We start from the raw sequence: 13311 nt of genomic DNA on the forward strand, positions 1-13311 counted from the left end.
CGGGGAAGTCCTGAACCACCACAGGAGCGTAGAAGCCTTTGCTTTCCACTTTGACATTCGAATACTCACCGGGAAGCTCATTTTTCTCTTCCAGGTAAATCACGATTTCACTACTGCTTTCCTTTACATCGGAAATGTTGAAATAATCCAATATCCCTTCGGGAAGAAGGAGACGATAACCGTTAGCTTCCATAATTACTGTGCTGTTGTTGCAGGCAAAGATAAGATTTTATCAGATATACTCCTCAGATTTTTACGTTGACCCCAACTTAGGGGTATGTAACTTAGGGGGCAATATGAAAATTTAAGGGCTAACATCTTATTTTAAGCAGCAACGGCATATTTCAGCGGGATAAAACACAGGTTTCCCTGCGCCTCCTCTGCCCGACCCTCTCTCCACTACAAAATTATTCCGTATTTCTTTTCCTTGCCTTTCTTATATTTAGGTAAGAATAGTTACTTTTGCAGAATATAAAGAACAAAAATCATGGGAGCAGGAAAATGGATTGGCGGCATCATCGGCTTTATGACAGGCGGGCCGCTCGGCGCACTAGCGGGATTCGCACTCGGCTCGCTGATAGACCTCGGCAGTAACGCGACAAGCTATACAACTACTTACGGTAACAGTCCGGCGGAAGAAGACACACTGGCCGGACAACGGAACAGTTTTCTCTTTTCGATGCTGGTAATGGCCTCGTACATCATACGGGCAGACGGACGCATCATGCACAGTGAAATGGAGTACGTGCGCGGGTTTCTGCGGACGAACTTCGGCGTTGCGGCAGTCAGCGAGGGCGAACAGATACTGCTCAACCTCTTTGAACAACGCAAACGCATGGATATGCAGAACCCGCTCGCCTTCAAGAACACGATACGCGACTGCGGCAGGCAAATCGCCGCTAACCTTACATACGAAGAACGCCTGCAACTGTTAGGCTTCCTCACCAATATAGCCCGGAGCGACAACAACGTATGCCGCGAGGAGATAGAAGCTCTGAAAGAAGTGGCTGCCTATATGGGGCTGTCCGAAAAAGAAGTGGAATCCATGCTCAACCTGGGTGGGAACTCACTGGATGCCGCCTACAAGGTGTTGGAAATAGCTCCCACCGCTACCGACGAAGAAGTACGTGCCGCATACCGCAAACTGGTATTGAAGCATCACCCCGACCGGGTAGCTACACTGGGGGAAGACATTAAACGTGCCGCTGAAGAGAAACTGCAAAATATCAACAATGCCAAAGAAATCATCTACAAGGCAAGAGGTATGAAATGACAGTTTCTCTTCCGGGAAAACCTTTCCGAGAAAGAAACTCCGAAAAAGAGTATTCGGAAAGAAACTCCGAAAGAGAACAACCGGAAAGAAACTCCAAAAAGAGAACAACCGGAAAGAAGCTCCCAAAGAGAACAACCGGAAAGAAACTTCAAAAGAGAACAGCCCGGAAAGAAACTCCAAAAGAGAACAACCCGGAAAGAAACTCCAAAAAGAGAACAACCGGAAGAAACTCCCAAAGAGAATACCCGGAAGCAACTTTGAAGCGACCTTTCGAAGAAAACCTCCGGAAACCTCCCTCGAGAGTCCCTTCAGCAGCACAACAAACCCTTATACATTAACCGAAATATCAATTCAACAAAATCACATTATAGAACCATACCGTTATGAAGAAAATATTCGCATACCTCGCACTGGGTTTCACCACCCTCGCCGGTCACGCAGCAACACCCCTCTGGATGCGTGACATACAAATCTCGCCCGACGGAACGGAAATCGCCTTCTGTTATAAAGGAGACATCTATAAAGTCCCTGCAAAGGGCGGTACAGCCATACAACTCACTACGCAGGAATCCTACGAATGCACTCCCATATGGTCACCGGACAGCAAGCAGATAGCCTTTGCCAGCGACCGGTACGGCAACTTCGACATATTCGTGATGTCCGCCGACGGCGGAGCAGCCCGCCGGCTCACCACACACTCCACGGGAGAAATCCCGTCCGCATTCACCCCGGACGGCAAATACATCCTGTTCTCGGCAGCTATCCAAGACCCTGCCGAAAGCGCCCTCTTTCCACGCTCCGCCATGACCGAACTCTATAAAGTCCCCGTAAGCGGCGGACGCATCGGGCAAGTATTGGGCACACCCGCCGAGGCCGTCTGCTTCGACCGTTCGGGCAACCGCTTCTTCTACCAAGACCAGAAAGGCTTCGAAGACCAATGGCGCAAGCACCACACCTCCTCCATAACCCGCGACATATGGATGTACGACACCCGCACAGGCAAGCACACCAACCTCACCCCGCATGCCGGCGAAGACCGTAACCCCGCCCTCTCGCCGGACGGACAAACCCTCTACTTCCTGAGCGAACGCAACGGAGGCTCATTCAACGTATACTCCCTGCCGCTCGCCCGGCCGGAAGCCGTAAAAGCAGTGACCACCTTCAAAACCCACCCCGTCCGCTTCCTCTCCGTAAGCAACAGCGGAACACTGTGCTACGGCTACGACGGCGAGATATACACCCAACAAGACGGCTCCACACCGCAAAAAGTACGGATAGAAATCATCCGCGACGACCAGCCGCAGACAGCCCGCATAGACAACACCAACGGAGCCACCTCCGCCACCGTTTCGCCGGACGGCAAGCAAGTAGCCTTCATCGTACGCGGCGAAGTCTTTGTAACCTCCACCGACTACGCCACCACCAAGCAAATCACCCACACAGCCGCCAATGAAAGCGGGCTGTCCTTCGCCCCCGACAACCGTACCCTCGCCTACGCCAGCGAGCGCAACGGCAACTGGCAGCTCTACCTCGCCAAGATAGTACGCAAGGAAGACCCCAACTTCCCGAACGCCACCCTCATAAAAGAAGAAGCGCTGCTGCCCTCCGCCACCATAGAACGCGCCTGCCCGCAATTCTCGCCGGACGGCAAAGAACTGGCATTCATAGAAAACCGTACCCACCTTATGGTACTCGACCTCGAAACGAAGAAAGTACGGCAGATTACCGACGGCTCCACCTGGTACAGCACAGACGGCGAATTCAGCTACGCCTGGTCGCCCGACGGCAAATGGTTCACCCTCGAATTTATCGGCAACAGACACGACCCCTACTCCGACATAGGCCTCGTGAGCGCGCAAGGCGGCAGTCCCATTATCAACCTGACCAACAGCGGCTACATGAGCGGCTCTCCCCGCTTTGCACTCGACGGCAATGCAATCCTGTTCAAGACAGAACGCTACGGCATGCGCGCCCACGCCTCATGGGGCTCGCAGGACGATGCCATGCTCGTTTTCCTCAACCAAGACGCCTACGACAAATACTGCCTGAGCAAAGAAGACTACGAACTGCGTAAGGAACTGGAAGCCGAACGGAAGAAAGCACAATCCCAAGACGATACCCGCGGCAAGAACGGCAAAAACACCACCGGCAAGGCGAAAGACGACGACCATGAGCCACCCGTAAAGGACATCGCCGTAGAGCTGGAAAACATCGAAGAGCGTATAGTACGCCTCACCCCGAACTCCTCGGACATGGGCAGCGTCATCATCTCCGAAGACGGTGAAAACCTCTACTACTTCGCCGCCTTCGAAAGCGGCTACGACCTCTGGAAGATGAACCTCCGCAAGAAAGAAACCAAGCTGCTCCATAAAATGGATGCCGGCTGGGCTGCCATGGAAACGGACAAGGACGGCAAACACCTTTTCCTGCTGGGCGGCAAGAACATGCAGAAAATGAACCTGGCATCCAACGAGCTCACCCCCATAACCTACCGTGCGCAGGCAAAGATAGACTTGGCGGCAGAGCGTACATACATGTTCGACCACGTGTACAAACAACAGCAGAAGCGCTTCTACCACACCGGCATGCACGGCGTGGACTGGGATGCCATGACCGCCGCCTACCGCAAATTCCTGCCCCACATCGACAACAACTACGACTTTGCCGAGCTGCTGGGCGAATGGCTGGGCGAGCTGAACGTATCGCACACCGGCGGCCGTTACTACCCTACCGGGCAAAGCGAACCGACAGCCAGCCTGGGACTGCTTTTCGACTGGAACTACCGCGACAAAGGCATGCGCATTGCCGAAGTGATAGAGAAAGGCCCGTTCGATAACGCCGGAACCCGGGTAAAGGCAGGCATCGTCGTCGAGCAAATAGACGGTACGGAGATTACCCCCGAAACCGACTACTACACCCTGCTGAACGGCAAAGCCAAAAGAAAGACCCTCGTTTCGCTGTACGACCCGCAATCCGGTGAGCGCTGGGAAGAAGTAGCCATTCCGATAAGCAACAGTGCGCTCGACGCCCTGCTTTACACCCGTTGGGTGAAACAACGGGCAGCCGATGTAGACAAATGGTCTGGCGGTCGCCTGGGTTACGTACACATCGAGTCTATGGGCGACGACAGTTTCCGTTCCGTCTACTCGGACATCCTGGGTAAGTACAACGACCGCGAAGGCATCGTTATCGACACTCGCTTCAACGGTGGCGGCCGCCTACACGAAGACATCGAGATACTGTTCAGCGGCAAGAAATACTTCACCCAGGTAATCCGTGGCCGCGAAGCCTGCGACATGCCCAGTCGCCGCTGGAACAAACCGTCTATCATGCTGACGTGCGAGGCAAACTACTCCAACGCACACGGCACGCCGTGGGTGTACCGCCACCGCAACATCGGCAAGTTGGTAGGCATGCCTGTACCGGGAACGATGACCAGTGTATCGTGGGAACGCCTGCAAGACCCGTCGCTCGTATTCGGCATCCCCGTTGTAGGTTACCGCCTGCCCGACGGCAGCTACCTGGAAAACACCCAACTGGAACCGGATATCCGGGTAGCCAATCCGCCCGAAACCATTGTGAAAGGTGAAGATACCCAGTTGAAAGCTGCCGTAGAAGAACTGCTGAAAGAGCTGGACAAGTGATTATCTGTCCGAGTGAATGACAAGTATTTTCTTAATCGTTCACTCGGGAAAAAGAAGGGAAAAATGCCTTTCGGGAGAATATGTATGTATTCTCCCGGAAAGGGCATTTCTACCATTTAACCAACTCATAAACAACAAATTAAGCTGATAAAAGAAGAGCATTTTGAGACGAAGTAGAGTTCATTTTAGGGCTCGGGTTCCTTATGAGCTCCCAGCCCCCCTATAAAATACCTCCGGAAGAAAGGGTATGACCTATTTTTTCTTAAGAAATACACGAGTTCTAAATCATGGCGCAATGTATGTGCCCAGCTACTTCGCGATGCTTTGCTAAATCACCTCACAATATTTTGCTATCACCTCGCGACGTTTTGCCAAACCAACTCACAAGCTTTTGCTATCATCCCGCAATGCTTTGTCAAATCAACTCACAAGCTTGTGCTATCATCCCACGATGCTTTGTCAAATCAACTCACAACCTTTTGCTATCATCTCACGATGCTTTGTCAAATCAACTCACAAGCTTATGCTATCACCCCGCGATGCTTTGCCAAATCAACTCACAACCTTTTGCTATCATCCCGCGATGCTTTGCCAAATCAACTCACAACCTTTTGCTATCATCCCGCGATGCTTTATCAAATCAACTCACAACCTTTTGCTATCACCCCGCGACGCTTTGTCAAATCAACTCACAACCTTTTGCTATCATCCCGCGATATTTTACTAAATCACCTTACAACCTTTTAGTATCCCCCGCGATACCTTGTCAAATCAACTCACAAGCTTTCGTTATCACCTCGCAATACTTTGCCAAATCGCCTTGCAACGTTTCCCCCAACCATTAACCTAAATCACTCCGTGATATTCTTATCAGCTCTTCCAGCTCTTTCCGGATACCTCTCAAACAACATTAGAGCTGTTCCCGAATTGCATATAAATCGTCTCCTTGTAGGAATGGAGATACATACTACAAATCGGAGAATTACAGCTTCCCGCCACAATCCAAATATACCTCAATTTGCGATAGACTACCGATAAATTCTTTTCTATGCTCTTACAACACCTGCCTAATGTGCGGAACATTGCCGGTATGATTTCATTCCCATAAAAAACAGCAGCTATGGAAGCTCCTCTTTTTCCGCAGTGGATACCGATAAAGCGATGTACCTTTTTCTTTACATAAGAGGGTAAAGTCAAAAATAAGCGGATAAGGGGTATTCAGGCTAAATGCAAATAGTTAAATGCCTATTAATCAACAAACTTTATTTAAAAGAGGGGGCTGTTAGGGAGCATAAGGAACCTGCACCTAAAAATGAACCTTTCCGAACGGCAAAATTTGATAATAATCATATACACCGACACTCTTTTCACCCTTATAGGAGAGAAAAAAATCCGTCTCGTGAGAGAAAGAAATCCGTCCTACGGAAAGAAAAAAAGCATCCTACGGGACGGACAACAACCGTACCGTAAGCCGAAACAATCCGTACCGTAAAGCGAAACAACCTCGTATTATAAGGTGGGGACAATTTGCATCATAAAGCAAAAGTAATCTGTATCATAAAACAAAGGCATACCGCATCATAAAGCAAGAGCAACCCGTATCATAAAACAAAGGCATACTGTATCATAAAGCAAGAACAACCCGTATCATAAAACAAAGGCATACCGCATCATAAAGTAAGAGCAACCCGTATCATAAAACAAAGGCATACTGTATCATAAACCAAGAGCAACCCATATCATAAACCCAAAGTACACCCCCCGCAAAAAAGCCCTCTCCTCGCTAATCATCCATATCATTCAGATGTATCTCCAGCGCTTTTACAGATATATAAATCTCATACACCGAGATAGCCAGCGAAACAATCAGCAACACCAGCGCCAGCCCGAAAATATAAACCGACGCAAGATGAAGGCGGATATAGATGAAAAACATGCTGACTACGCACAGCAGCAAGCTCGCTATACCCGTTACCTGCATAGCGCGCGTTAAATACAGCCGCTTACGCAGGTTGGCAATCTGTGCGGCGGTTACCGACGAATGGCTTTTCTGGTGCTGCTCCTTCAAGGCACGCACAAGGCCGGCATACGACAGGAAGCGGTTGGTGTACGCCAGCATAATCAGTGATATTGCCGAAAACAGCAAGGCGGGGGTAGTCAAATCTATTTCCATAAGCAAGAATGTTTTTTCTAAGCAAGAACGTTTTTCTTCAATCTTAGCGGATGCAAAGATAAATAATACTTTCTCTATCTAACTTTTTTCCATTACCTTTGTTCCCACGAAAAGACTAAATCATCGAACCTATGCTCACCGACCTGCTCAATTCCTCTTATTTCGCCCTCTTCCTCATCGTAGCCCTGGGCTTCATGCTGGGAAGAATCCAAATCAAAGGACTCTCGCTCGACGTTTCCGCAGTGATTTTCATCGCCTTGCTTTTCGGGCACTTCGGCGTGATTATCCCCAAGGAGTTAGGCAACTTTGGGCTCGTATTGTTTATCTTCACTATCGGCATCCAGGCAGGCCCCGGATTCTTCGACTCCTTCCGGAGTAAGGGGAAAACCCTGATTATCATCACCCTGCTGATAATCTGCTCCGCCGCCCTGACAGCGGTAGGACTGAAGTACGCCTTCGGCATCGACACGCCGAGCGCCGTAGGGCTGATAGCCGGCGCACTCACCAGCACGCCGGGACTTGCCGTAGCTATCGACAGCACCCATTCCCCGCAGGCATCCATAGCCTACGGTATCGCCTATCCGTTCGGAGTAATCGGCGTTATCCTCTTCGTGAAGCTACTGCCCCGTATCCTGCACATCGACCTGGACAAGGAAGCCCGCCGCCTGGAAAAAGAACGCCGCAACCAGTACCCCGAGCTGTCCACCTGCATCTACCGCATTACGAACCCCGTGGTATTCGGCCGCAGCCTGATGCAAATAAACGCCCGCGCCATAACCGGTGCGGTAATCTCCCGCCACAAGCACGGCGGACAAATAGCTATCCCCACCGCCCATACCGTGCTCTGCGAGGGCGATTACATACAAGCAGTGGGCAGCGAGGAAGCCCTGGGGCAGCTCGCCTCCCTGGTAGGCGAACGCGAGGAAGGCGAACTCCCGCTGAGCCACACCCAGGAGATAGAATCCCTGCTGCTGACGAAGAAAGACATGATAAACAAGCAGTTGGGCGACCTGAACCTGATGAAGAACTTCGGCTGTACCGTGACACGCGTCCGCCGGAGCGGTATCGACCTCTCCCCCTCGCCCGAGCTGGCACTGAAATTCGGCGATAAGCTGACGGTAGTAGGCGAGAAGGAAGGGCTGAGAGGCCTGGCACGCCTGCTGGGTAACAATGCCAAAAAGCTGTCCGACACGGATTTCTTCCCGATAGCAATGGGTATCGTGCTGGGCGTGCTGTTCGGCAAGCTGAACATATCCTTCTCCGGCGGTCTGTCGTTCTCGCCGGGGCTGACGGGCGGCATCCTGATAGTTGCCCTGTTCCTTAGCGCCGTAGGCAAGACGGGCCCCATAATCTGGTCTATGTCCGGCCCTGCCAACCAACTGCTGCGGCAGTTAGGACTGCTGCTGTTCCTTGCCGAAGTAGGCACATCCGCCGGCAAGAACCTGGTAGCCACGTTCCAGGAAAGCGGCTGGCTCCTGTTCGGCATAGGCGCCGCCATTACGCTAATCCCCATGCTGGCAGCCGTAATCGTAGGCAGGCTGGTGTTCAACATCAGCATCCTGGACTTGCTGGGAACCATTACCGGCGGCATGACGAGTACGCCCGGCCTGGCAGCCGCCGACTCCATGACGGACAGCAACATCCCGAGCGTAGCCTATGCAACGGTATATCCCATTGCCATGGTGTTCCTCATACTGTGCATACAAATCATAGCAACGGCGGTCTGACGGCAAAAAGGCGGGAAACGCTCATTGAGGAGTGAACATGTTTCCATTTCCCGAAGATTTGTTTTACTTTTGCAGCAAAAACAGCAAATTCCTTACCACCGTAACTAAACAAATACGACTATGCGTTACACCGTTTCCGCTCCCGGCGCCCCGATACGCGCCGGCATCTGCCTGCCGGCATCCAAGAGCATCAGCAACCGCGCCCTTATCCTGCACGCCCTTGCCCACGGCAGGCTGACGCCCTGTAACCTGAGCGATTGCGACGACACCCGCGTCATGGTGCGTGCCTTGCAAGGCAACCCGGAACATATAGATATTATGGCAGCGGGCACAGCCATGCGTTTCCTCACCGCTTACCTCAGCGTAACGCCCGGAACCCGCATCATCACCGGCACGCAGCGCATGCAGCAACGCCCTATCCGCATCCTGGCAGATGCCCTGCGGCAGCTCGGCGCGGACATCGAATACGTGGGCAACGAGGGTTTCCCGCCCCTGCGCATCACGGGTACGGAGCTGCGCGGCAACGAAATATCCCTTGCCGGGAACGTCAGCTCCCAGTACATCTCCGCCCTGCTGATGATAGGCGCCGTGCTGCCCGAGGGCTTGCGCCTGCACCTTACGGGCAACATCATCTCCCGCCCTTACATCGACCTCACCCTCCGGCTGATGCGCGACTTCGGCGGACACGCCGAATGGATTTCCGCAAGCAGCATCACCGTATCGCCCGGCGGCTACCGGGACGTTCCTTTCACCGTAGAGAGCGATTGGAGTGCCGCCTCTTACTGGTATCAGATAATGGCGCTGAAGGGCTACGAAGAGCGGAGAGCGGGGCACACGGCAGAGCTTGCCGACGGTAAGGGAAGCTCCGGAATAGAGCTGCGGGGACTGTTTCGGCACAGCTACCAGGGCGATAGCCGCGGCGCCGAAATCTTCTCACGCCTGGGCGTACACACCGAATATACGGACGAAGGGGTACGGCTGACCCACCAGGGCATGCCCGTTGCCCGCCTCGAGGAGGACATGGTGGACATTCCCGACCTTGCACAGACTTTCGTCGTAACCTGCTGCCTGATGAACATCCCCTTCCGCTTCACCGGCCTGCAAAGTCTCAGGATAAAGGAAACAGACCGCATCGCCGCCCTTATCGCCGAGCTGCGCAAGCTGGGCTATGCGGTACGTTCCGAGCAGGACAGCATCCTGCTATGGGACGGAGAGCGTTGTCCTGCCGATGCTGCCCCCGTTATCGCCACCTACGAAGACCACCGCATGGCAATGGCGTTCGCTCCTGCCTGCATCGTGCTGCCTCAGATAGAAATCGACGAGCCGCAGGTAGTGTCCAAATCCTATCCTGCTTACTGGGAAGACTTGAAGCTGGCGGGTTTCCGGATTTAATCCGCCGCAAAGAGGCCGGATACGAAAACAATGTGTATCTTTGCCTGTTCTATTTTATAAAATTTATAAGGACGCTTTTTTCAAGGAAAGAGAGCCTATGTGGATACTGATTATCAGCCTGATTGCCCTTGCCGCCGTAGCCGCCATAGCGGGAACGGTGCGCAACCGCCGCCTCCGGAGGAAAATAGAGCGCGGCGAGCTGGATGCCATGCCCGAAGTGCAGGAAGTGGATGCGGAGTGCTGCGGACAGCACGAGGTATGTGAAAAGGAAAGCCTGCTTGCCGCCGTCAGCAAGAAGATAGAATATTACGACGACGAGGAGCTGGACAGATACATCGGAACTCCTCCCGACAGCTACACCCCCGAGCAGGAGGAGGAATTCCGCGATGTGTTCTATACCATGCAGCCGGAAGATGTGGCGGGCTGGGTGCGCAGCCTGCAACTGCGCGGCATCGCCCTGCCGGACAATATAAAAGACGAAGTGTTCCTGATAGTGGGCGAAAGGCGCTTGTCGCCTCATACGCCATAACTCTCTGTATCCGGTACTTTATATCCGGTATCCGATATTCCAAATCATGAGTCATAAGCCATGACTTATAAATCGTAAGCCATGAATTATAAATCATAAGCCATGAGTTATAAATCGTAAACAATGAGTTATGAATCGTAAACAATGAATTATAAATTGTAAACAATGAATTATGAATCGAGAATCATGAACTATGAGTCTGAAATCATCAATCTAAAACCATAATCCCCTTTATGCTCCTCCAATATACCTTCTTTCAACATGCCCTCATCGGCAGCCTGCTGGCAAGCATCGCCTGCGGGCTTATCGGCACTTACATCGTTACGCGGCGGCTGGTATTCATCAGCGGCGGGCTAACGCACGCCTCTTTCGGCGGCATAGGCATGGGGCTGTATATGGGTATCCCGCCGATTCTGTCGGCAGCCGTCTTTTCGGTACTGTCGGCATTCGGCGTAGAGTGGCTCAGCAAGCGTAAAGACATGCGCGAGGACTCCGCCATTGCGGTATTCTGGACGCTGGGAATGGCGCTGGGCATCATCTTCACCTTCCTCTCTCCCGGTTTCGCCCCCGACCTCTCCGCCTACCTGTTCGGTAACATCCTGACGATTACCGTGGGAGACATCGCCCTGCTGGGGGGGCTGGCAGCGCTGCTTATCCTGTTCTTCGCGCTTTTCCTGCATCCGATAGTCTACGTGGCGTTCGACCGCGAGTTCGCCCGCTCGCAGGGAATCCCGGTACAGGTATTCGAGTACGTGCTGATGATGTTTATTGCGCTGACTATCGTGGCATGCCTGCGCATGGTGGGTATCGTGCTGGTAATCTCGCTGCTGACGATTCCGCAGATGACCGCCAATCTTTTCTCGCACAGGTTCCACCGCATCATCTGGCTGTCTATCGGCATCGGTTACCTCAGTTGCCTGGGCGGGCTGCTTATCTCCTTCTACCTCAATGTTCCCTCGGGAGCGGCTATCATCTTCTTCTCCATTATTATTTATGCAATCTGCAAAGGGGGAAAAAGTTTTTGGCTATCTTTGCTGAAAAAGCGAAGATAAGCTGCACCTCGGCATAAAAAACGAACAAGTTCATTTTATTCAGCTCCCGGTTTGCATTATCTTTGCATCGGAAATAAAACCCTCACCGCAAGGTATGCCGGAGCGGGCGCTTGTCCGCCGCCCCGGTACATCCCCTCCGGTGAACACCCAATAGATACAAGACAATGGAAATCAAAATTCAGTCATTAGACCACATTCACGAAGCCGCCCGCCAATTTATCGAGGCAATGGGCGATAATACCGTATTCGCTCTTTACGGTAAAATGGGAGCCGGCAAGACGACTTTTATCAAGGCGGTTTGCGAGGAGCTCGGCGTATCCGACGTTATCACCTCTCCCACTTTCGCTATCGTAAACGAGTACCGTTCCGACATCGCCGGAGAGCTGATATACCACTTCGACTTCTACCGTATAAAGAAGTTGGAGGAGGTGTACGATATGGGATACGAGGATTATCTGTACAGCGGCGCCCTCTGCTTCATCGAATGGCCGGAACTGATTGAGGAGCTTCTACCGGGCAACACCGTAAAAGTCATTATCGAAGAGGTGGAGAACGGTGCACGGAAGGTTACCCTGGAGAGTTTCGAATAACCTCCCGCCCCGTTTTTTTCATTTAGCAGCATCCGTTTCCTTATGAGCCAATACATCGTTCAAGGTATCTTCGCCGTAGCGGGCATCGTCGCCCTGCTTGCCGCAATCCTGGATTGGGACTGGTTCTTTACCGCCCAAAACACGCAGTTCGTCGTACGGAATGTAGGACGCCGGCAGGCACGCTGGTTTTACGGGGTGCTGGGCGTGATACTTATAAGCATGTCGGTGTTCTTTTTCCTGAATACACCGCCAACGTAGTACACCCGGCACATCGCTGATGAGGTACACCGGCACATCGCAGATGAAGTAGGGATATTCAGTAAATGTCCCTAAAAAACAAGATGGCATATGAAGATGATAGAGCATAACCACTTCATATGCCATTATTATTGTCATTTTTCTGTGCTTTCTCACGTAATTCTATCCGGTAGGACATGAAGTTCTGGAAGAAGTCTGATGACCTCTTCTGATTCTGTGCATAAAATCATATCATGCTGCTTTAGCCGTCCTGTTTTTGATCTTGTCTGTCATCATTACGGCATTTGCCGTATGTATTCCGAAGAAAATCCACAGTATTTCAGTCTTCCTGTTTCTGGCCTTTATCCTTGAGAGCGAGTAATATTGCTTCTGAGTGCCGAAGCTGCCTTCAAGTCGGGTGGCCCTTTCTTTTGACAGCTCACTTCTGAGTACCTTTCTCAATGCCTCATCCTTTGCCGCCCTTCCCTTACGCACAAAGGAAGTGGATATCCCATATTTCGTGCAGAACTTTCTGTTGGCATTATTGGCATATATGGAATCGGCAGCCACACATCTTACCCTCACATTCATGAGTTTCTGTTGCATACGGATACAGTCCTTCAGACGTATCCCCTCATTGAAAGCCTTGAACGAGAGGTGTTCGATGAACGATATGCCGTCTATCTGTATGTTG

Annotated in this window: 12 protein-coding genes; 9 read left to right on the top strand and 3 right to left on the bottom strand. The window is 52.0% G+C overall.

What is annotated here, in order from left to right:
- On the bottom strand, window positions 1–193 hold a 193-nt coding region (locus C233_RS0120930; protein WP_018669449.1), incomplete at its 3' end, for an ISAon1 family transposase N-terminal region protein.
- Window positions 194–487: 294 nt separating this feature from the next.
- On the opposite strand from C233_RS0120930, the gene C233_RS0120935 reads away from it, so the two are divergent.
- From C233_RS0120935 to C233_RS0120945, 3 genes are read left to right on the top strand one after another with little or no spacing between them, the layout of a single operon-like run.
- Window positions 488–1273: a TerB family tellurite resistance protein gene (locus C233_RS0120935; protein ID WP_018669450.1), complete on the top strand. Its 786-nt coding sequence runs from the start codon at window positions 488–490 to the stop codon at window positions 1271–1273.
- On the top strand, window positions 1270–1611 hold the full coding sequence (locus C233_RS0120940) for a hypothetical protein (protein ID WP_018669451.1): 342 nt from the start codon (window positions 1270–1272) through the stop codon (window positions 1609–1611). Before C233_RS0120935 ends, C233_RS0120940 begins: the two co-directional genes overlap by 4 nt.
- 45 nt (window positions 1612–1656) lie before the next feature.
- A complete protein-coding gene (locus tag C233_RS0120945; protein ID WP_018669452.1) occupies window positions 1657–4917 on the top strand; it encodes a S41 family peptidase in 3261 nt (1086 codons plus the stop codon).
- Window positions 4918–6700: 1783 nt separating this feature from the next.
- Here C233_RS0120945 and C233_RS0120955 read toward each other — a convergent pair.
- Window positions 6701–7090 (bottom strand): DUF2721 domain-containing protein, encoded by a 390-nt coding sequence (locus C233_RS0120955; protein WP_018669454.1) that lies wholly within the window; start codon window positions 7088–7090, stop codon window positions 6701–6703.
- 131 nt (window positions 7091–7221) lie between these two features.
- Between C233_RS0120955 and C233_RS0120960 the strand changes: the two genes are divergently transcribed.
- The 6 genes from C233_RS0120960 (at window position 7222) to C233_RS0120985 (ending at window position 12638) form a co-directional block, all read left to right on the top strand.
- Window positions 7222–8817, top strand: coding sequence for an aspartate:alanine exchanger family transporter (locus C233_RS0120960; protein ID WP_018669455.1), 1596 nt, complete (start codon window positions 7222–7224; stop codon window positions 8815–8817).
- A gap of 120 nt (window positions 8818–8937) precedes the next feature.
- Window positions 8938–10209: a 3-phosphoshikimate 1-carboxyvinyltransferase gene (locus tag C233_RS0120965; protein WP_018669456.1), complete on the top strand. Its 1272-nt coding sequence runs from the start codon at window positions 8938–8940 to the stop codon at window positions 10207–10209.
- A 97-nt stretch (window positions 10210–10306) separates the two neighbouring features.
- Window positions 10307–10738, top strand: coding sequence for a hypothetical protein (locus tag C233_RS0120970; protein WP_018669457.1), 432 nt, complete (start codon window positions 10307–10309; stop codon window positions 10736–10738).
- Window positions 10739–10971: 233 nt separating this feature from the next.
- On the top strand, window positions 10972–11790 hold the full coding sequence (locus C233_RS0120975; protein WP_018669458.1) for a metal ABC transporter permease: 819 nt from the start codon (window positions 10972–10974) through the stop codon (window positions 11788–11790).
- A gap of 164 nt (window positions 11791–11954) precedes the next feature.
- Window positions 11955–12380, top strand: a complete 426-nt coding sequence (gene tsaE / locus C233_RS0120980) for a tRNA (adenosine(37)-N6)-threonylcarbamoyltransferase complex ATPase subunit type 1 TsaE (protein ID WP_018669459.1) — start codon at window positions 11955–11957, stop codon at window positions 12378–12380.
- 42 nt (window positions 12381–12422) lie between these two features.
- A complete protein-coding gene (locus C233_RS0120985; RefSeq protein WP_018669460.1) occupies window positions 12423–12638 on the top strand; it encodes an immunity 17 family protein in 216 nt (71 codons plus the stop codon).
- Between the two features lie 231 nt (window positions 12639–12869).
- On the opposite strand, the gene C233_RS0120990 is transcribed toward C233_RS0120985, so the two are convergent.
- On the bottom strand, window positions 12870–13311 hold a 442-nt coding region (locus C233_RS0120990; RefSeq protein WP_018669461.1), incomplete at its 5' end, for a transposase.

Source organism: Bacteroides gallinarum DSM 18171 = JCM 13658 (assembly GCF_000374365.1).
Classification (GTDB): domain Bacteria; phylum Bacteroidota; class Bacteroidia; order Bacteroidales; family Bacteroidaceae; genus Bacteroides; species Bacteroides gallinarum.